Source organism: Pseudonocardia aurantiaca (genome assembly GCF_039526725.1).
GTDB lineage: Bacteria > Actinomycetota > Actinomycetes > Mycobacteriales > Pseudonocardiaceae > Pseudonocardia > Pseudonocardia aurantiaca.
Genome location: NZ_BAAAJG010000023.1, coordinates 63,253 through 83,417, shown reverse-complemented (window position 1 = coordinate 83,417; position 20,165 = coordinate 63,253). Strand labels below are relative to the sequence as shown.

At 69.4% G+C, this 20,165-nt stretch carries 18 protein-coding genes; 9 read left to right on the top strand and 9 right to left on the bottom strand.

Annotated elements, in window-relative coordinates; translation table 11 throughout:
- Both ABD143_RS28515 and ABD143_RS28510 read right to left on the bottom strand, forming a co-directional pair.
- The coding region (locus ABD143_RS28515; protein WP_343984528.1) for a DUF222 domain-containing protein at positions 1–361 on the bottom strand (361 nt) is incomplete at its 3' end.
- A 51-nt stretch (positions 362–412) separates the two neighbouring features.
- Positions 413–736: a PNPOx family protein gene (locus ABD143_RS28510; RefSeq protein ID WP_343984527.1), complete on the bottom strand. Its 324-nt coding sequence runs from the start codon at positions 734–736 to the stop codon at positions 413–415.
- A 362-nt stretch (positions 737–1,098) separates the two neighbouring features.
- Between ABD143_RS28510 and ABD143_RS28505 the strand changes: the two genes are divergently transcribed.
- On the top strand, positions 1,099–2,475 hold the full coding sequence (locus ABD143_RS28505) for a hypothetical protein (protein ID WP_343984526.1): 1,377 nt from the start codon (positions 1,099–1,101) through the stop codon (positions 2,473–2,475).
- Between the two features lie 63 nt (positions 2,476–2,538).
- Here ABD143_RS28505 and ABD143_RS28500 read toward each other — a convergent pair whose 3' ends face one another.
- Positions 2,539–2,772: a hypothetical protein gene (locus tag ABD143_RS28500; protein ID WP_343984525.1), complete on the bottom strand. Its 234-nt coding sequence runs from the start codon at positions 2,770–2,772 to the stop codon at positions 2,539–2,541.
- A 417-nt stretch (positions 2,773–3,189) separates the two neighbouring features.
- Between ABD143_RS28500 and ABD143_RS28495 the strand changes: the two genes are divergently transcribed.
- Together ABD143_RS28495 and ABD143_RS28490 are read left to right on the top strand one after the other, a co-directional pair.
- Positions 3,190–4,014 (top strand): alpha/beta fold hydrolase, encoded by an 825-nt coding sequence (locus tag ABD143_RS28495; RefSeq protein ID WP_343984524.1) that lies wholly within the window; start codon positions 3,190–3,192, stop codon positions 4,012–4,014.
- Positions 4,015–4,158: 144 nt separating this feature from the next.
- Positions 4,159–5,016 carry a GNAT family N-acetyltransferase gene (locus ABD143_RS28490; protein WP_343984523.1) on the top strand — a complete coding sequence of 286 codons (858 nt, stop codon included), beginning with the start codon at positions 4,159–4,161 and terminating at the stop codon, positions 5,014–5,016.
- A gap of 116 nt (positions 5,017–5,132) precedes the next feature.
- Here the strand turns inward: ABD143_RS28490 and ABD143_RS28485 are convergent, their stop codons facing one another.
- Positions 5,133–10,031 (bottom strand): AAA family ATPase, encoded by a 4,899-nt coding sequence (locus ABD143_RS28485; RefSeq protein WP_343984522.1) that lies wholly within the window; start codon positions 10,029–10,031, stop codon positions 5,133–5,135.
- A 358-nt stretch (positions 10,032–10,389) separates the two neighbouring features.
- Between ABD143_RS28485 and ABD143_RS38365 the strand changes: the two genes are divergently transcribed.
- The gene (locus ABD143_RS38365; protein ID WP_379660010.1) at positions 10,390–10,599 is read left to right on the top strand and encodes a hypothetical protein; all 210 of its coding nucleotides are present in this window, start codon (positions 10,390–10,392) and stop codon (positions 10,597–10,599) included.
- Between the two features lie 99 nt (positions 10,600–10,698).
- Here the strand turns inward: ABD143_RS38365 and ABD143_RS28475 are convergent, their stop codons facing one another.
- On the bottom strand, positions 10,699–11,664 hold the full coding sequence (locus tag ABD143_RS28475) for an AraC family transcriptional regulator (RefSeq protein WP_343984521.1): 966 nt from the start codon (positions 11,662–11,664) through the stop codon (positions 10,699–10,701).
- 105 nt (positions 11,665–11,769) lie between these two features.
- Here ABD143_RS28475 and ABD143_RS28470 point away from each other — a divergent pair, with 105 nt between their 5' ends.
- The 4 genes from ABD143_RS28470 (at position 11,770) to ABD143_RS28455 (ending at position 14,690) form a co-directional block, all read left to right on the top strand.
- Positions 11,770–12,690 (top strand): NADP-dependent oxidoreductase, encoded by a 921-nt coding sequence (locus ABD143_RS28470; protein ID WP_343984520.1) that lies wholly within the window; start codon positions 11,770–11,772, stop codon positions 12,688–12,690.
- Positions 12,691–13,040: 350 nt separating this feature from the next.
- On the top strand, positions 13,041–13,811 hold the full coding sequence (locus tag ABD143_RS28465; RefSeq protein ID WP_343984519.1) for an oxidoreductase: 771 nt from the start codon (positions 13,041–13,043) through the stop codon (positions 13,809–13,811).
- Positions 13,812–14,019: 208 nt separating this feature from the next.
- Positions 14,020–14,145 carry a hypothetical protein gene (locus tag ABD143_RS28460; RefSeq protein ID WP_343984518.1) on the top strand — a complete coding sequence of 42 codons (126 nt, stop codon included), beginning with the start codon at positions 14,020–14,022 and terminating at the stop codon, positions 14,143–14,145.
- A complete protein-coding gene (locus tag ABD143_RS28455) occupies positions 14,142–14,690 on the top strand; it encodes an SDR family oxidoreductase (protein WP_343984517.1) in 549 nt (182 codons plus the stop codon). The genes ABD143_RS28460 and ABD143_RS28455 overlap by 4 nt, the downstream gene beginning before the upstream one ends.
- 92 nt (positions 14,691–14,782) lie before the next feature.
- On the opposite strand, the gene ABD143_RS28450 is transcribed toward ABD143_RS28455, so the two are convergent.
- From ABD143_RS28450 to ABD143_RS28435, 4 genes are all read right to left on the bottom strand, one after another.
- Positions 14,783–15,169 carry a LysR family transcriptional regulator substrate-binding protein gene (locus ABD143_RS28450; protein ID WP_343984516.1) on the bottom strand — a complete coding sequence of 129 codons (387 nt, stop codon included), beginning with the start codon at positions 15,167–15,169 and terminating at the stop codon, positions 14,783–14,785.
- Positions 15,170–15,346: 177 nt separating this feature from the next.
- Positions 15,347–15,727 (bottom strand): VOC family protein, encoded by a 381-nt coding sequence (locus tag ABD143_RS28445; RefSeq protein ID WP_343984515.1) that lies wholly within the window; start codon positions 15,725–15,727, stop codon positions 15,347–15,349.
- 113 nt (positions 15,728–15,840) lie between these two features.
- Positions 15,841–17,043 (bottom strand): glycosyltransferase, encoded by a 1,203-nt coding sequence (locus ABD143_RS28440; RefSeq protein WP_343984514.1) that lies wholly within the window; start codon positions 17,041–17,043, stop codon positions 15,841–15,843.
- A 744-nt stretch (positions 17,044–17,787) separates the two neighbouring features.
- Positions 17,788–18,579 carry a class I SAM-dependent methyltransferase gene (locus ABD143_RS28435; RefSeq protein WP_343984513.1) on the bottom strand — a complete coding sequence of 264 codons (792 nt, stop codon included), beginning with the start codon at positions 18,577–18,579 and terminating at the stop codon, positions 17,788–17,790.
- Positions 18,580–18,978: 399 nt separating this feature from the next.
- Here ABD143_RS28435 and ABD143_RS28430 point away from each other — a divergent pair, with 399 nt between their 5' ends.
- Complete coding sequence (locus tag ABD143_RS28430; RefSeq protein WP_343984512.1) at positions 18,979–19,488, top strand: tyrosine-type recombinase/integrase; 510 nt, start codon at positions 18,979–18,981, stop codon at positions 19,486–19,488.
- Positions 19,489–20,165 lie beyond the last annotated feature (677 nt).

Genomic DNA, 20,165 nt, shown 5'->3' with positions numbered 1-20,165 from the left:
CCGCGAACTCCGCCGCCGTCGCCGGCAGCGGCGCCGGCAAAGCCGCACCGTCCAAACCGGTCCTGGCGCACACTTGATCGGCGGCAACGACCCGCCGCCGGGCCTCGAACCGCTCCCACCCCAGCAGATCCCCCAACGCCCCCGCCGCCGACTTGTAACCGCGCTCGGCGAACGTGCCCCGCCGCTCCAGATCGGCCACCGCACCCACGACCACCCGGTCCAACCGCCGGGCCACGCCTTCGGAGAGGGAAAGCACCGACAGCAGCTCGTCATCCCCCGCGCCCGGCCAAGCGGCCGCGACCAGCGCGTCGACCGCCTCAACGAGGAGGCGATGCGCGGCAGCAACCCGATCGGTGGACACGACCTCGATTCTACTCGAACAACTGTTCGAGCGAATGTCATTCACCGCAGGTCAGAGGCCGTTCGACGAGTCGCGATCTCCGTGGCCATGGAGTGCGCGTCGCGACTCGTACCACGTGTCACCGGCCGGCTCGCCCGCCATGTTCCAGCTCCACGACACCGTCGGCGTGACCCGGATGTAGACGCCGGGACCAACGAAGCCGACGCGCTCGAACGGCTGCTCAGCCACGCCGTAGACCCGGATGCCACGCGCGATGAACGGATCGAACGAGACGAGGTCGTCAACGACAAGGCGGACCTGGTGCGGATGTCCGAGACCGGATCGCCCGGTGCGCGCTACCGCGTCGGCGCGTACCGCTTCTGGCAACCGCCACATCTGCCTGATGCCGGTCGGCCGCGGCGACCCGGAAGCCGACGCACACACCCTGCTCGCCGCACTTTCCGCCGACCACGTTCGCGCCGTTATGCCGGAATTGGGGCAAACGCGAATACGCCGCGCCGCCCTGACCCTCGTCGACGCCCTCGCCCCCAACTAGCCGAACTCGCGAGAAGAAACCGGCAGGCGGCCACGCGATATGGCCAGCTTGTCCGCATTGTCGGAAGATCACTACCAGCGCAAGCCTTTTGTCCGACTTTTCACCGTCTGTTCGCATCGTGGTCAACTTGGATCACTCGTTCGAGTGATTAGGTTCCGGCCGAACCTACTCCCTCGCTCCTTCCGAACGGATGACCAGATAGATGTCTGTTTTATCCCCGCGCAAAGCGGTCATCGTCGCTACCTGCGCCGCGGCGATGCTCGTGTCCGCATCCGCCGCCTGGTCGGCAGTGCCTGCCGCGCGCCCCGGAACCGTCAGCAGCGACCCCGCCTACCTGGTGCCGCAGGTTCCCGGCGTCAATTTCACCCCCGTCCTCACCGCGGGCGACGCCGTGAACGGATACCGGATGGCGGGTATCCCCGACGGGCTCGGCGCCTTCGACAACGGCAACGGCACCTTCACCGTGCTGATGAACCACGAGCTCCCGGCCACCGCGGGCGTCACCCGGGCGCACGGCGCCACCGGCGCGTTCGTCTCCAGGTATGTGATCGAGAAGGATTCCTTGCGGGTCGTCTCCGGCGAGGACCAGATCAAGACCCTGGTCACCACCGGCTCGAAGAACCTCAACCGCCTCTGCTCGGCCGATCTCCCTGCGAAGTCGGCCTTCTTCAACGCCGCCACCGGCGCGGGCTACGACGGCCGCATCTTCATGGACGGTGAGGAGAGCGCCCCGACCGGTCGCGCGTTCGCCAACGTGGTGGAGAACGGCACGACGTACGAGCTTCCCGCGCTCGGGAAGGCCGGCTGGGAGAACCTGGCCGCCAACCCGGGAACCGGCGACAAGACGACCGTCGTCGGCCAGAGCGACGGCGGCACGCAGAACGTCTACGTGTACTCCGGCACGAAGCAGAAGACCGGCAACGAGATCGAGAAGGCCGGCCTGACGAACGGCACGACGAAGAGCATCTTCGTCCCGTCGCTCCCCGTCGAGGACGGCGCCGCCGCCGTCCCGGCCGGCCCGCAGCCGTTCACCCTCGCGGCCACCGGCACGACGTTCGACCGTCCCGAGGACGGCGCCTGGGACCCGAAGAACCACAACGTCTACTACTTCGCCACGACTGCGGCCTTCAACGAGCACAGCCGGCTCTGGCGGGTCGCGTTCAAGGACGCGGCCAACCCGGAGCTCGGCGGCACCATCGAGAAGGTGCTCGAGGGTCCGACCGACCCCGCCTCCGGCCCGCACATGATGGACAACATCACGGTCACCGACCGTGGCCAGGTGTTCATCCAGGAGGACGTGGGCAACAACCCCTACCTCGGCGGGGTCTACCAGTTCGACCCGGCCAGCGGGGCCCTGGGGCGGATCGCCCAGCACGACCCGAACCGGTTCGTCGCCGGCGGCCCGACGTTCGACACCGTCGACGAGGAGTCCTCTGGCGTCGTCCCGGCCCCGTTCCTCGGTGAGGGCAAGTACCTCATCGACGTGCAGGACCACCTCCCGTCGCCCGACCCTGCGCTGGTGGAGAAGGGCCAGCTCCTCGTCATGAGCGTCCCGCCGGGCAAGCCCGTCGGCAAGTAGTCCCGGACGAGAGACAGCCGAGGCGCCTCCGGACCGACGAGGTCCGGGGGCGCCTCGCGGCGTTCAATCGCCTGTGTCGTCCCGCAACAGCAGCACGGTGCGATGCACGTACTCGACGGCCGACTCGAACGCGCCTCCTCGAAGCTCACCCCGCACGGCGAGGTTCCGCGCGGCGAACTCGAGGACCTGATCCGGACCGACCCGGCGGACGACCATCGCCGCGATCTCCTCGAGGTCGAGGCGCGGGTTGTCCAGTCGGGTCAGCGCGAACTCGACGACCAGCTCGTCTTCCGTCACGAAATCCGCTCCCTGGCCGTCGGGTGGTGCACCTCCCATCATCCCGAACCGTTCGGGAAGCGACCTCGAGCATCAGTCAACAGGTGCTTGCGCGCATCGGCGCTGGCTGAGATGAGACCGGCATCTGCGGCTGACACGGGGCATCGTAAGCCCGCTCCTCCGCAGCAGCGGCGCCAGCCAACACCGCCAAGAGCCTCCACAAATCATGCCCAGCGGGTGAGGACCGTGGCCCCGGTGCCCACCGAGCATGGGACACGGATCGCGGTCAGGTCAGTCGATCGGAGGGGACTGCGGTGGGGACGACAGCCCGGATGGCGTGATCCTCGGCGGCGGATTCGCTGGGGTGAGGGTGCCCATCCTCGATGGTGAAGCGGAGCCGGAAACCCGGCGGCGAGAAGATCGAGAGGAAGGCATCGCATGGGAACCATAACCACCACGGACGGCACGGAGATCTACTACAAGGACTGGGGCACCGGGCAGCCGATCGTGTTCAGTCACGGCTGGCCACTCTCAGCTGACGACTGGGACACCCAGATGTTGTTTTTCCTGCAACACGGCTATCGGGTCATCGCCCATGACCGGCGCGGCCACGGACGGTCCAGCCAGACCGGCGACGGCCACGACATGGACCACTACGCCGACGACCTCGCGGCGTTGACCGCGCACCTGGATCTGACCGACGCCATTCATGTGGGTCATTCGACCGGCGGCGGCGAAGTGGTCCACTACCTAGCCCGACATGGCGAAAATCGAGTGGCCAAGGCGGCGATCATCAGCGCCGTGCCGCCGCTGATGGTCAAAACCGAGAAGAATCCGGGCGGTCTCCCCAAGGAAGTCTTCGACGGGCTTCAGGAGCAACTCGCAGCCAATCGCGCACAGTTCTATCACGACCTGCCGGCGGGGCCGTTCTACGGTTTCAATCGACCGGGGGTGGAACCGTCGGAGCCCATCATTCAAAACTGGTGGCGGCAGGGCATGATGGGCGGCGCAAAGGCGCACTACGACGGCATCGTCGCCTTCTCGCAAACCGATTTCACCGAAGACTTGAAGAAGATCACCGTGCCGGTCGTGGTGATGCACGGCGACGACGACCAGATCGTTCCCTACCCGGACTCCGCGCCCTTATCGGCGAAGCTTCTGCAGAACGCGACATTGAAGACCTACCAAGGCTTCCCGCACGGCATGCCAACCACCCAAGCGGAGACGATCAACGCGGACCTACTGGCGTTCCTGCGAGCCTGACACCGAGAGCGGAGGCGGCGCGGCACCCGGGCCCGCATGCGGGGCGGGCTCGGGGAGGGTGCCGGCCTGCATGTTCTACCGCCGGCGTGGGACCACCGGTCCGGGCACTGGGCTCAGGGTTGCGCAACCAGGAGGAGGGGCGCCATGGACCTCAAGCTCAGGTCGGGTACACCCGAAGACGCCGAAACCTGCGGACACATCTGTTTCAAGGCGTTTGGCGCAATTGCCAGAGAGCACACGTTCCCGGCCGACGTCCCCGCCTCCGAAGTCGGGGTCGAACTGGTCTCGAGGCTGCTCAACCATCCGGGCTTCTACTCAGTGGTCGCCGAGGTGAACGGCAAAGTCGTTGGTAGCAACTTCCTGGATGAACGCTCGACCATCGCCGGTGTCGGCCCGGTCACGGTCGACCCCGCCAGCCAGGATCACGGGATCGGCCGAGCCCTGATGCACGACGTGATCGCGCGCGCTGCCGACCGCGGCAACCCGGGGATCCGTCTGCTGCAGTCGGCCTACCACAATCGCTCGCTCTCGTTGTACGCCAACCTTGGCTTCCAGGTCCGTGACCTGGTGGCCTGCATGCAAGGCACGCCGCCGAAGGGCGAGATTGCCGGCTACCGGGTCCGGCGGGCAACGACCGCGGACACCGGCGCGTGCGCCACCGTCTGCCGCCGCGTCCACGGGCATGATCGGACCGGTGAGATGAACGACGCGATCGCGCAAGGCACTGCGCTGGTGACGGAGCACGACCGACGAATCAGCGGCTATGCCACCGACCTGGCATTCTTCTCCCATGCCGTCGGGGAGAACAACGAGGACCTCAAGGCCCTGATCATGGCTGCCGATGTCTTCGCCGGTCCCGGCATCCTGGTACCCACCACCAACTCCGAGTTGTTCCAGTGGTGCCTGGAACGGGACCTGCGCGTGGTGCAGTTGATGACCTTGATGACCGTCGGTCTCTATACCCCACCCCAGGGGGCTTACATGCCAAGCGTCCTCTACTAACCGCAACAACTACTCCAGCGGTCCACTACAACGGCCGCGTTCGCCACGGCGCAGTGGAGCCCGTCCGTGCCGCCTCGTCGCTGCACATCCGGGGCCGCGCGGGTTCCGGCCTCAGATCAGCCGGAACCCGGGCGGGCCGTGCCCAACGGGAGCTCGACCTGCACTGCGGTGCCATCGCCGGGTGCGGACTGGACGCGGATCCGGCCGCCGAGCGCCTCGACCCGGTCCTTGAGCCCGACCAGGCCGGACCCACCGGCGAAGGTGGCCCCGCCGCGCCCGTCGTCACGCACACAGACCCGCAGGACGGCGTCGCCCGAGACCGAGTCGCCCGCCGCGGTATCGACCTCCACCGTATCGACCTCCACCGTGTCGACCTCGACGTGGACGACGGAGGCGTGCGCGTGCTTGGCCACGTTGGTCAGCGCCTCGGCGACCATGTAGTAGGCGGCCACCTCGATCGGCTCGGGCAGCCGCCCGTCGACGCGCGCGTCCAGGCGCACCGGGACCGTGCCGCGGCGGGCCAGCGTCTTGAGCGCCGGGCGCAGTCCGCCCTCGGCGAGGATCGCCGGGTGGATGCCGCGGGCCAGCTCGCGCAGCTCGTCCAGCGCGCTGGTCGCCTCGGCGGCCAGGGAGTTCAGCTCGGCCACCAGGTCGGCGGCGTCGGGCGGCACCGTCGCCTGCGCAGCTTGCAGCTGTAAGGCGAGGGTGACCAGTCGTTGCTGGGCGCCGTCGTGCAGGTCCCGCTCGATGCGCCGGCGGGTCTCGTCGGCGGCGGCCACGATCCGTGCGCGCGACGTGGTGAGTTCGGCGTAGAGCTGGGCATTGTCGAGGGAGACGGCGAGTTGGCCGGCGATGAGCTGGACCGCGTCGAGCCGTTCGGTGGTGAACGCGCCGCGGATGAGGCGGTTTTCCAGCAGCAGCACCGCCCGCAGGGTGCCCCGGTTGAGGATGGGTAGGGCCAGCAGCGAGCAGCAGTCGAGGTCGGCGAGGTACGGGTCGCGGGCGAAGCGGTCGTCGGCGGTGGCGTCGCCGATGACCAGCGGTTCGCCGATCCGTTGGGCGTATCGCAGCACCGACATCGGTACCGCGCTTACGTGCCCGGTGCCGCTGACCGGGGCGCCGCCGCCTGGTGCGGGTAGCAGCCAGTCTTGCCGGTCGTCGCTCCACAGCAGCAGGTGTACGCGGGTGGCCCCGGTCATCGCGCCGAGTACCTCGACCACGCGGGCGTGCAGCCGGTCGATGCTGGTTTCGGAGCTGAGCACCTGCGATGCGGACAGAATGGCGAGGAGGTCGATCGTGCCGGTCGTCACGGTCGAGCGGCGATGGCGAAGTTCGCCGGGCTGGTCGCTGTGGTGCCCGACGGTCGTATCGGGTTGTGGTCGCAGGGTGGGGTAGGCCCAGTCGAGTTGGGCGACTTTCGCGGTCGCGCCCCAGGCGGCGTAGTCCTGGCGGGCCTGGGCGAGGAGGGCGTAGCCGGCGTGTTCGAGGCCGTGGGCGAGGTGGAATCGGGCGGCGCGTTCGGTGATCAGGGCCCGATGCCACGGGCGCTGGCGCTGGGCGGCCTCGCGCTGGGCGGCGTCGAAGGCGAGGACGGCGGCGCGGAAGTCGCCGGTGGCCCAGGCCCGCTCGGCCTCGAGCAACCGCAGCAGGTGCAGGAAGTTGTCCGGCGCGTCTGCGGCGCGGGCGGCCAGCCACCGCGTCATATCACCCAGTTCGGACAGCAGGCCGCCGCGCTCGTCACCGTGGCTGGCGCGGGCCTGTCCGGCGAGGGCCAGCCCACGCAGCAGATGCGCCACGGCGGTCGGGTAGTAACAGTAGCCTTGGTCAGGCGGCCGCAGCGGCATCGTCGCCGCGGTGTGCCGCGCCAGGCCGACCGGATCACCCACGATGGCGGCTGCGACCGCATGGTTGATATGCGCGAAGAGAAGCGCCACCGGGTTGCCCGCGTACCTGTCGGTGGGGACCGCCTCACCGGCTACGGCCGAGCCTTCGCCGCGCAGCACACCAGCCAACCACCGGTAGCTGTCGAGCCACTGGCCGGTCTGCTCGCCGCCGGTACTGCGCACGAAGGCCAACCCCGCCTCCAACTCGGCGACGCAGGCGTCCAGCGATGGCGCGCAGTCCAGCAGGTAATACACGGTCTGGCAGTAGGTGTAGCCGGCGTTGGCCAGGTCGCCACCCGCCATCAGCCCTTCCCTGGCCCGCTGAGCTGCTTGGACACCGTTTTCGATCGGCTCGAACCAGCAGGCGAGGAGGGCGCACAGGAAGCGCGCCTGCGAGGTGTCGGGCTCGTAGCCGCGGGCTTCGCCCAGCGCCACGACCCGCCGCATCGCCCGGTACCCGGCGGCGTAGTCCTCGCGCAGCGCCACAGCGGCGAAGCCGGTGTGGCTCGCCGGGCCGAGCAGGGTACGGCCCGGGCCGTGCTCGAGCCAGATCCGCAGCGCTTCCAGGCTCAGCCAGGCGACCATGGCGTGGTCGGCGAGGAAGTAGGCCGCCGGCAGGACCGCGTTGATCAGACGGGTCCCCGCGAGCATCCTGGGCTCGGTGATGTCCGGCCGAGCCAACTCGTCGGCGCCGTCGGTGTGGTCCAGCCACCGGTCGAACTGGGGGTCGAGCTCCGCGGGGAGCCGGTCCGCGGCCGGGACGGTGATGCCGAGCTCGCGCAGCGATTCGATGCCCAGCCCGATCGCCTCCGTCAGACGGCTGCGGTGGGTCAGGCTGCGCGCCTGCACCACCGTCGCATCCGCGCGATCCAACGCAGTGGTCGACAGCCGCTCGATCGTGCGGTACTCCTCGTCCGCCTCCTCCAGGCGCCCCAGGCTGTACAGGGCGGCGTGGCGGCCGGTGTGCACCTCGACGAGCGGGGCGGTCTCGCCCGGGTCGATCAGCCGCAGCGCGGCGGCCAGCAGCGCGTTCACCAGCGAGTAGTCCCCGATCAACGCGGCCTGGTCGGCGGCGCGCCGCAGCAGCCCCACCACACGACGTCGCTCCGCGACATCGTCGACCGCGTCGACCACCAGCAGGTACTGCTCCGCCGCGACCGCGAACAATCCCGGAACCGCCGCAAGCCGCCGCGCCATGGCCAGCTGCAGGGTGCGTCGCTGCTGCAGGTCCAGCCCGCGCAGGATCCCCTCGCGGATCCGGTCGTGGCGAAACCGCACCGCCTGATGCGCCCCGGGCTCCACCACCAGGAGGCCATCGTTGAGGGCGGGCGCCAGCCGCTGTTCCACCACGCCCGCCGGTACCGCGGTCGCGGTCTGCAGAACACTCAGCTCGGCTCGCCCGCCCAGACACGCCATCGCCTCCACCGCCTGCCGGGACGTCGGCCGCATCGCCTCAACACGAGCCGCCGGTAGCCCGGCAACCTCGGACCGGCCCAGGCGAGCGCGCACGGCCGCCGCGTCCCACCGCCACCCGGCCGCCGTGGCGGCCAGCACGCCGTCGCGGCGCAGCAGGTTGAGCAACTCCACGGTCTCGTACGGATTGCCGGACGTGTGCGGTTCGATCACCTCGACCAAGCCCGCCGCGGTGGCCGGGTCCGCATGCAGCATCTCGGCGACCATGGTGACGAGGCTCGGGACGGGCAGGTTGTCCAGCCGCAGGTGCTGCACTCCGGCCTGATCACGCCAGCGGGACAGCGGCGCCGCGAGCGGATGCGCCGCATCCACGTCGCCTTCCCGATACGCGCCCACCAGCAACAGGCCCTCGACCGGCTCCTCGCTCAGCAGCAGGTCGACGACGCCGAGGGGGACCCGGCCGGCCCACTGCAGGTCATCGAGGAACACCACGACCGGGCGCTTCCGCGAGGCGACCGCCCGTAACACCTGCACAGCGTTGCGCTGTGCCCGCACCTGCGCGGTCAGCGGATCCCCCGGATCGGGCGGCACCGCCAGCAGCGCCGCGAACTCCGGCACCGTCGCGGTCAGCAGACCTGCGTTCGCGCCGACCGCCTCCACGATCCGCTCGCGGACCTCGGTCAGCTCGTCTTCCGGCTCGGCCAAAAGCAGCCGGCCCAGCGCGCGGAGCGCCTGATAGACCGCGTCGAACTCCAGATCGCGCCGGTACTGGTCGAACTTGCCCGCCACGAACCAGCCGTCTCGGCCGGTCACCACCGGCCGCAGCGCATCGACCAACGCCGTCTTCCCCACCCCCGGCGCCCCGCCGACCAGCACCCCGCGACACCGGCCCGACATCGCGTCCTCGAACGCTGTCTGCAGCACCTCGACCTGCACATCGCGTCCCACAAGCCGCGACGGCGGCAGCAACCGCAGCAAAAAGTCGTGCTCGCCGACCCGCAGCGCAGCCGCCGCGAGCGCGTCGACGCCCCGCACCCGCTCCAGGTCGTGGACCACGCCGTCGGCCGTCTGGTAGCGGTTGTCCGGTTCCTTCTCGAGTAGATGCATGATGATCGCCGACAGCGGCGCGGGTACGGCCGGGTTCACCTGCGCCGGCGGCACCGGCACCCGAGCCAAATGATCATGGGTGAGGCGCAGCGGGTCGCCGGACCCGAACGGTGGCCCGCCCGTGGCCAACTCGTACAGCGTCGCGCCCAACGCGTACAGGTCGGCGCGCTGGTCCACCGACCGGGCGGTCCGCCCGGTCTGCTCCGGCGCCAGGTACGCCATCGTCCCGACGATCTCGGTGTTGTGGGTGAACTCGGGACGGATCTCGGCGAATGACGTCGCCGACGCGAAGTCCACCAGGCACGGGGCCCCGTCGCGGGAGATCACGATGTTGGCCGGACCGAGGTCCCGGTGCATCACCCCCCGGTGGTGCGTCCCCGCCACCGCCCGGGCCAACTCCACCGCCAGCCCGATCAGGTCGTCAACGGCCAGCGGCTTGACCACGCCGGCCAGGCTGGTTCCACCAACGTCCGCCAGCACGAGTGACCCCGGGGAGCGCGGCGCATCCAGCAACTGCGCGACCCCCACGACACCGCGCAGCCGCTCAAGGATCGCCAGCTCATGCCGCAGCCGCTGCTGCGCTTCCGGTCCCAGCGGCTCCTTGCGGATCACCGTGCGCCCAGGCAAGAACAGCCGAGTCGCACGCGTGCGTTCGCTCTCGTGCAGTAGTTCGGCCCGAACCGGGGGATCTCCTCCCTGCTGCACGCCGCCTGCCGCCATCCGACACCTCCACGCGCGGTCGGACGCGCCTCATACCGTAGCTACACCTCTTTGAGGGTCAAGGCGACTTTTCATGAGACCGCGACGCGGCGCGACCCCGCTAGCCGTACCCAGCGCTGGGGGCCAGCCCCGGTGGCCTGGGCTGCGGCGCGCAGGGAGGCTGACGGGACCTTCACCCCCCGATGGTGTGCCCCGGCCGCCCTACGCGCCATCAACCATCGCCCGGCAGCACGGGCTCGGGAATGGAGGTTTGGCCGGCATCGACGCTCCTGATGACAGCATTGACGTCGATGCCACCCTGGTGACCGCAGCATTCGAAGAAGGCCCGCCGCAGCCTGGGTCGATCCAATGGTGCCGGGTGGCAGGCTCGTTTCCCATGATCGATGATTTCGCGAAAGAGTACCTCCACAGCGAACTGCGCGAGGTGCGAGAGAAAGCTGGAAGGGCTCGCCGAGTATGACGCTCGCCGCCCGCTGACCTCCACCGGGACCAATCTCGTCGTGAATGACCGCAGCGGACCCTCACCGCAGGCGACGGCGAGCGATGTCGCAACCCGCAATCACACACCGTCGGCGGGGTGTGAAGTGCACGGTGGGGGTGTGGAGTCCTGGGCGGCGGCGCGCCAGCGGCCCGGGGCGGTGCCGTGGTGGCGCTTGAAGGCGGCCGCGAAGGAGAACTCCGACGCGTAGCCAAGTGAGCGGGCGATGGCGGCCAGGCCGGCGTCGCCGGCGCGCAGCTGCTCGCGGGCCAGCGCCATCCGCCAGTCCGTCACATATGCCAGCGGGGCGAGCCCGAGGAGCCGGGTGAAGCGCCGCGCGAAGGTCGCCCGGGACAGCGACGCCTCGGCGGCCAGGCCGGCAACCGTCCAGTCCCGCTGCGGGTCGGCGTGGATGGCGCGCAGCGTCGCTCCGACCGCGGGATCGGCCATCGCGCGGAACCAGGCGGGCGCGGCGTCCAGGTCGGCCGCGAGCTGCTCCCGCAGCGCCTGGACCAGGATCACGTCCAGCAGGCTGTCCAGCAGCGCCTGCTGCCCGGGCGCCTCCTGCAGGAGCTCGCCCGCGAAGATGTCGAGCGTCGCGCGCAGGCGCGACCCGGCGCGCGGGCGCACGACGGTCAGGCCCGGCAGCCCGGCGAGCAGGCCGGCGCAGAGGTCGCCCTCGAACCGGTATGCACCGCAGAAGAACGTCGTCGGATCGCCGGCGCCCGACCCGAACGCCATCCGGAGCGCGCCGCCGGACGGTGGTCCGGCCGCCGGGTGGCCGAGAAACGGGACGGTGCCGGCGGCCGGCGCGTGACCCATGTGGTGCTGCGACGGGCCCCGCACCAGCACGACATCGCCGGACAGCACACGCCGTGCGTCGTCGGGCCGGTCGGTCCAGGCGAAGGCCTCGCCGCCGAGGATCCCGTGGATGGCGAGCTGGGCGGCCGGCGGGAACCGCACGCCCCACTCGCCGTGCGCCGTCGAGTGCGAGAACGCGGCCCCGTGCGCGCGGGAACGCTGGAGCATGTCCGTGAGCACGTCCACGGGATGAGACGTTCGCACATCTCTTCGCGCTGATCCAGCATGGAGAACCGCACTCGGAGCACGTTGCATGGATGACGTAGAACATCACGACGAAGGAGCGGCGACATGCCACGTGCAGTGCAGTTCGACGAGTACGGCGAGATCAACGTGCTCCAGGTCCGGGACGTGGCACGACCGGAACCGGGGCGCGGCGAGGTCCTGGTCCGTGTCCGGGCGGCCGGGATCAACCCCGGCGAGAACGCGATCCGCGCCGGAGCGCTCCACGACCGGTGGCCGGCGAGCTTCCCCTCCGGCCAGGGCAGCGACCTCGCCGGGCAGGTGGAGGAGGTCGGCCCGGACGTGTCGACCTGGTCCGTTGGCGACGAGGTGATCGGCTGGGTCGACACCCGCGGAAGCCACGCGGAGCTGGTCGTGGTGCCCGCCGAGCACCTGGTGAGACGCGACCCGGACGTGCCGTGGGAGGTGGGCGGGGCGCTGTTCGTCGCTGGGACGACCGCCTACTCCGCCGTGCGTGCGGTCGGCGCCGGTGCGGGCGACACGGTCGTCGTCGCCGGCGCGGCGGGTGGCGTCGGGTCGCTGGCCGTGCAGCTCGCTCGGCGGGCCGGGGCGACTGTGATCGGCCTGGCGAGCGATTACAACCATCCATGGCTGGCCGACCACGGCGTCGTCGGGGTGGCTTACGGCGACGGGGTGGCTGACCGCATCCGGGCTGCCGCGCCTGGCGGCGTGGACGCGTTCATCGACACCTTCGGCGATGGCTACGTCGACCTCGCGCTCGGGCTCGGCGTCGCGCCGGACCGCATCAACACCATCATCGACTTCTCCGCTGCGGTACGGACCGGCGTCAAGGCCGAGGGAACGACCGAGTCCGCGAGCGCGGAGGTCCTGGGCGAGCTCGCCAAGCTCGTCGCGGCTGGCGAGCTCGACGTCCCCGTCGCGGGGACCTACCCGCTGACGGAGGTCCGCGCCGCGTTCCGGGAGCTCATGCGGCGGCGCACCCGCGGCAAGATCGTCCTGCTGTCGTGACGCCCCTCGGCAAGGCCTGAGGCCGATACTCGGTGGCTCCAGGCCGAGCGCCGGTGAGCATCGCGGGCGCGACGGTCTGATCTCGCGCGCCGGACGCCCTGGGGAGCAGGCCCGCGGTGACCAGGGCACGCGCACCCGCTGGTGCTTGGTGTTGATGGTGGCCACCGGGGTGCATAGGAATTTCCTATAGCACCTGCTGACATTTCGTCTTTGCCTCTCGTTCTTTTCCGGACGTACCGTGAAACAGCTCGACGAGGTGCTCGCCGCGACTTCCCCGAAGATTCGCGCTCTGCGCACGTCGATCCTTCTTCCGTCGAGCGGACGAACACGCGATCGAGAGGACCGGTGGCATGACCACGATCGGAAACGGATCGGGAACGCAAGAACTCTCGGGAAAGCGAGCCCTGGTCACGGGTGGTTCTCGCGGAATCGGAGCGGCCGTCGTGCACCAACTCCTGGACGCGGGTGCCGAGGTGCTCACGATCGCCAGGTCGGCGACGAGCACGGTGCCGGAGGGGGCCACCTTCGTGGAGGCCGACGTGCGGACACGGGCTGGAGCGGAGGCGCTCGCCGCGGCCGCGCAGGAGGTGCTCGGCGGGGTGGACGTCCTGGTCCACAACGTGGGTGGGGCGCGACCGTACAAGGGCGCTTTGGCCATCCCCGAGGAGGAGTGGCTGGACGCGCTGGACCTGAACTTCCTGGCGTCGGTGCGGCTCGACTCGCTGCTGGCACCGGGGATGCGGGAACGGCGTTCGGGAGTGATCGTCCACGCCTCCTCGGCCGCGGTCCCCACCGTGGCACCACCGTTCCTGCACTACGTGACGGCGAAGGCGGCGCTGGAGTCCTACAGCCGGGGACTGGCCTCGGAGCTGGCCCCGTTCGGAATCCGGGTCAACACAGTGTCTCCTGGCAGAACCGCCACCCCCGGCGGCGAAGCAACGCGGGAGCAGTGGGCGCGCCTGGACGCGGGGCCGGGCCAGGACAACACCACCGTGCCGCTGGGGCGCGATGGTCAGCCCGACGACATCGCCCACGCGGTGCTGTTCCTCGTGTCCGACCGGGCGAGCTGGCTGACCGGGAGCAATCTCTTCGTGGACGGCGGCGAATTCCCCAGGGGTTGACGCCGGAGGCATTCCGGAACGCCAGTTTCGATAAAAAGAACTCAGCGACTTGCATCGAAGCGAGAACCGGGCACATCACCGAGTTTTGCGAGAAAGAACGAGAGAATCCTGGCATGGGTAAGTACAGCGACAAGAATGTAGTGATCACGGGCGGCGGCAGCGGCATAGGGTTCGCGATGGCGAAGCTGCTGGTGGACGGCGCGCGCGCGTGGTGATCACCGGTCGTTCTCAGGCCACGCTCGACGCCGCGCGGGAGCGGCTCGGCAAGAACGCGGTGGCCGTCCGAGGCAATGTGGCCCACTGTCCGACCTGGATGTTCTGGCTGACCGCGTGAAGGGCGAACTCGGCACGCTCGAGGCCCTGTTCGTCAACGCCGGCATCGCACGCACCATGCCCTTCGAGTCGACGACCGAGGAGGTGTACGACGAGCTGTTCGCGATCAACGTCAAGGGCGCCTACTTCACCGTGCAGAAGCTCGCCCCGCTGCTGAGCACGGGCGCCGGCGTCGTCCTCACCACCTCGATCGCGAACGTCATCGGCATGCTGGAGGCCAGCGTCTATGCGGCCGGCAAAGCGGCGCTGCGCTCGATGGCCCGCAGCCTCTCCCGCGAGCTGCTTCCGTGCGGAATTCGTGTCAACGCGGTCAGCCCCGGTCCCATCGACACGGGAACTCTGGAGAAGACAATGACCGAAGAGGCTGCCGAGCAGTTCAAGGCGCAGCGGGTCGCGGAAAATCCCATGCAGCGTCGAGATCGCCAGGGCGGCCGCATTCCTCGCCTTCGATGCCACTTACACGACCGGCGCCGAGTTCGCCGTGGACGGAGGTGCCACCCAGCTCTGATCTTGTCGTATCTGGTGGCGATGCCGCGGAAGCTTTGAGCCGGTTGAAGCAGCGCCGGGTCAACACCGTGACTCCCGGAACGCCAGTTTCGACAAAAAGAACTCAGCGGCGCCCGCTTCCTTCTCGGCCGTCAGGACACCGGCGAGAAGGAAGCGGACTCGGACCAGGTCTCCTGACGCGGGAGTTCGAGCAGGGCCGTCTCCGCCGGGCCCGCGCCGGGCCGGACCACGGCGATGACGGGCTGGGACACGACCGGGACCGGGCGAACGAGGTGCTCGTGACCGTGTGGCACCGCGGAGGCCGGGACGAGCGTCACCCCCAGCCCGTGGGCGGCCCAGCGCACGGCCGTCGCCGTCTGGGACACGCGGGCGACCGTGGTCGGGGTCAGATCGTTGTCCCGCAGCACGGCCCGCAGCACGCCGTCGAGCGCGCTGTCGCGGTCGAACCTCACCCACGGCTCCCCCTCCAGTTCGCGCAGCTCGGCTCTCGTCCCTCCCTGCGATGGACCGCAGTCCACCCCGTTGTAATCCTCGTAATAAGTGTTACAACACGGGAGGCGGCACGTTTACTCCATGTCCGTCACCGACCATGGCCCACCCGTGCTCGCGTCCCCGGCATCCTGGAGACAATGCCGGTACGGCGAGGACTCGTTCTTGTTCTAAGGTAACTGATGTCGAGGCGTGACCGATGGGCATCAAAGCGGGTCGAGGCGGGCCTTGAGCAGGCAGAACTCATTGCCTTCGGGGTCGGCCAGGACATGCCACGGCTCCTGCCCTGTCTGACCGATGTCGGCCGGGCGAGCACCGAGCCTCAGAATGCGTTCGAGCTCGGCGTCCTGATCGCGGTCGGTGGCGTTGACGTCGATGTGCAGCCGGGATTTCCCTTTCTCCGGCTCATCCCTGCGACTGAGGATGATCGTCGGCTGCGGACCGCCGAACCCTTCGCGCGGCCCGATCTCCACCGAGCCGTCGTCCTCGCGATCGAGCACGACGAAGTCCAAGACCTCGCACCAGAACAGCGCGAGCACCTCAGGGTCGCGGCAACCGAGCACGAGCTCACTGATCCGACATGCCATTAACGAAACCTGCTCTCAGCCTGGAACTGCAGGGGAGGCCACACGCGAACAGCGGCCCCAGCCACCGCGCCAACGTTCGACGAGTTGGCGCGGCGGCAGGACTGGAGGCTAGGTCATTCCGGCATCTGGTCGATCAGGTTGATGAGCTTCCTCGCCGCCACCGACGCACCGTCGGTGAGGATGGTGGTGCTCACTTCTTTGGCCCGCGCATTTGTGTCGTCGCGGAGAGCGGTTTCGAGCGCGGTGGACAGGGATTCGACGGTCGGCGTCGGACCGTCGTGACCCGCGCCAATGCCCAGCTCGGCCACGCGCTGCGCCCAGTACGGCTGATCCACGATCTGCGGCACGATCACCTGCGGTGCGCCCGCCAGCGCAGCCGTCGTCGTCGTACCGGCGCCGCCGTGGTGCACGACCGCTGCCACGCGCCGGAACAGCTCGTGGTGGTTCGCCTCGCCGACGGCGAAGCAGTCGTCCTTCTCGTCGATCAACGCCAGGTCCGCCCAGCCTCGGGAGACCAGCGCGCGGCGACCTTGCGCGCGGATCGACTCGACAGCCACCGCGGCCGCGTCGGGTGCATTGGCCATCTGCATGCTGCCGAAACCCACGTACACCGGAGGTTCGCCCGCCCCGAGGAACTCCACGAGGTCCGCGGGCAGTGGCCGGTCGTCCGGCATGATCCACGCGCCGGTCTGCACGGGGTCGAGCCCCAACGCGTCCTGGAACGGCCAGAGCACCGGGTCCGCCGCGAGCCATGGCTGCGAGGTGAAGACGTGGTCTCGGACGTTGTCCACCGGCGGCATACCGAGCGCGGCCCGGTGCGCGTTGAGCGGCTCGCGGTACAGCGCGTCGACCCGCTCGGCATCGATCTTCCACAGCACCCGGAGGTCGGTCTCGCCCGGCGGGAACGGCTTCCCCGGCCGTGGCCCCGGCCGGCGGTGCAGCGACGGCATCCCGACCGAGTGGAAGCCGGCGAGCACGTATCGGATGCCGAGGTGCTCGGCCACCGACCGCACGCCCGCGGGCATCAGGCCGGTCGCCACCACCGCGTCGCAGTCCTCGGCCGCCTTCCCGACCACCTCGAAGTGCTGGGCGACCAACGCGGCTGCCACCTCCACGGGTGATGGCTTCGAGGCCACCAGCTCCCGCACCGCGAAACCCATCGTCACGAACGGCACGCCGACCTCGCCCACCCGCTCCGCGAAGTCCGGCGGCGCGCACATCCGCACGTCGACGCCCTGCGCGCGCAGCGCAAGCGCCAGCCCCAGCAACGGCTCGACGTCCCCTCGAGACCCCCACGTCGACAACAAAACTCGCACTAAAGCACTCCCCGTTTTCCTAGTTTCCGGCGTTCGGCCGAGATTGTGCGGTACGAATGGGGTCTTGCCGCAAGGCCAGGGGTGCGGTATATGTTCAAGTGGAGGGGAGCAGGTCTCCTTCCATTTTGCGTCTCTCGTGGGCTCAGGCGCCACCGTCCGGCAGGCGGCGCGGGCGCGCGCGACGAGCGAGCGGGACCGGCAGATCGCGGACCGGTTGAGCCACCTCGTCGAGCCGATCGCAGGTGCCAGAGACGATGGCTAGTTGCAAGCCGATTGCACGAAAGCCAAACGGCCACCCTCCCAAGATCGGGAGCGGCGGTCGTTTCCGCTGGTCAGCGGGGTGGAGCGGGCGACGGGAATCGAACCCGCGTAGCCAGTTCGGAAGTCAGGGGCATGGACGACTCGCTGACCTGCGAGCGTCCACGGCGCGGTGTGGCGCGCAGCGTCGACCGGGACTCCCCCGAGTCCCCGGAGGTACCCGCTCAATCTGGCATGGATCTGGCACGCGGCAGGCAGGGTCAGTCGGCCGCTAGGTTATGAGGTGAACGCTGGCTGTCCCAACCTCGCCGCACCATCCGGCGAGTTGTAGCCTGACCAGCATTGCCGCCGCTGCGACGTCCCAGATCGTCCGCCGGTTTGCGGGCAACTCAACGCTGTCCTTACTACCGCCCGTACTACGCCTGGCCCGGCCGACCGGCCCTCGGGACGGGCGTGCGGCCTCAGCCTGTACTGACCGTCGGCGCGTTAGAACCGGAACCGCACGATGCGGGTGGACCGTTTCATGCCCGGCAGCAGGTTCATGAGGCGGTACATGCGGCGTACGTTCGCGGGTGCCTTGGCCATCAGCACCGGTGAGTCGTTCATCGGCGCCTCGTCGACGTATTCGAGCCGCGGGTGCCAATCGGCCAGCGCGGCCGGGTCGTTGAAGCCGCAGTGGAACTGGGCGTTGTATTTGCGCAGCAAAGGGTCCCATTTCGAGGTGCGCCACGCCCAGACCGACACCGTGTCGAACTGTATTTGGCCGGTGGGGAAGGCGTCGACGACGCTGGTCAGCAGCCGCCGGACGTCAGTCTCGGTCAGGTAGGGCACCAGTCCCTCGGCGATCATCAGCACCGGCCGGCCGCGGGGGATACGTTCCAGCCAGGTCAGGTCGGCGACGCTGGAGTCGATCAGGGCGTAATGCTCGCGCGGCGGCAGGAATTGTTGCCTCAGTTCGATGACGGAGGGGTAGTCCAGGTCGTACCAGTCGACGGTGGCGGACGGGTCGATCCGGTACACCCGGGCGTCGAGGCCGCAGCCCAGGTGCAGCACCACCGCATCGGGATGATCGGCGAGGAAGCTTCGGGCCCAGTCGTCGTGGGCCTTGGCGCGCACCACGGCGGCGAGGCCCACCTGGCTGGTGCCGAATCTGCGATTGTCGTAGTCGGGGTCGAGGCGGCGCATCGCCTGCTCGGCGTATTCATCGCCAAGGATCGGGTCCGGCAGCCGGTTGTCCAGTGCTTTGGCCTTGAGGACGGGGCTGAGGGTCTTCTGCACTCCGACGAGTTCAGTGTCTTTCACGACAGCGACACTAGAACCCCCGAAGGACTTACGAACAGGACCACGAAGAACTCCTAACAAAGTGAGAGGTTGACCAGCCGGCTGCACCCGGATTCGGTGACGGACAGGTTCAACCGCGCCGCTGCGGACCTGCTCGGCAGCTCATCGAGCACGCCCTCGCCAGCGCCGCGAGCCCGTCACGTGGCGGCGCCTGAGCAGCCCGCTACTACGGGTTCTTACTACGGCGGACACGAAACGGCCTGTTCGCGATCGCGGCGAGCATCGACCGGCGGTACCGGCTGCTCGTGCTTCTCGCAGCGTTCGGCCAGCTGCGGTTCGGCGAGCTGGTGGCCCTCCGCAAGTCGGATCTGACGGTGCCGCCGCCGCAGCCGAGCGATGACAGCGACAGACCGCCAGACCGCGGTATCCCCACCCCTGCGCGTCACCCGCGCCCTCGCCGAACTCAACAGCGGTAAGCAGAGGCTGAAGGGGCCGAAGTCGAGCGCCGGAAACAGAACAGTGGCGCTGCCAGCGGCGATCCTGCCCGAGATACGGGAACACCTGGAGCGCTACGCCGAGGCCGAGCCGAACGGTCGGCTCCTCATCGGCCCGCAGCGAGCAACCCCACGGCGCAGCTCCTTCAACCGGATCTGGAAGCGAGCACTGGCAAAGTCCGGGGCCAACCCCACCCTGCATCTCCACGACCTGCGCCACACGGGCGGCACACTCGCTGCCCAGACCGGTGCGACCCTGAAGGAGGTCATGTCGAGGATCGGTCACGGTTCAGCCCGCGCCGCGCTGATCTACCAGCACGCCACGAGCGAACGAGACCAGCGGATCGCCGAGGCGCTCAACCTGATGATCGAGGAGGCACGAGCGGCCGGCGAGGAGGCCGCCGCCGACTGATCTGGCACGGATCTGGCACAACAGCGAACGGCGACCCCTCCCATGATCGGGAAGGCCGCCGTTGTTGCTGGTAGAACCGTCGGAGCGGGCGACGGGAATCGAACCCGCGTAGCCAGTTTGGAAGACAGCCACTCCGCATGAACCACAGCCTCTACCAGCAACAACGCCCACCGCGGCGACCTCGCGGGTAGCCCCGAAACGCTCCAGCTCACTACGTTTCGTGCCACATCCCGTGCCACAGCTGGCCGATCCTGACCAGTTCGGTAGCCGGGCAAGGGCGCCTCGGGCTGCCACTCAACGGCGGAGCCGCATACCCACCGCCCGCGTCCGTGCATAGTCCGCGCGGCTCGTTTCTTGTCCTCAAGCCGGGTGCTAGTGGTTGATCTCCTCGGCGCGGGTGGAACCCTGCCGGGCAGGGGCGGGGTGGAAGGTACGCCTTCCCGCCTTGTGCCTCGCCCCTCGGGCCGGTAGCCGTCTCGGCGCGCCGAGAGGAGAGCACCGCCCGCGGCAAGCCATGAGCAAGTCTCGGTCCCTCGGCCATCGCTCGTCCACGTCGCGTCGGCGGAGTGCAGGGCGCCTGCGGCGTCGCTACGCGATGGGCTGCGCCTGCCCTGGACACACCGCCGCGACGAGCAGGGCGGACAGTACGAGCGAGGCCGGGGAGGTGTGGGCCGAAC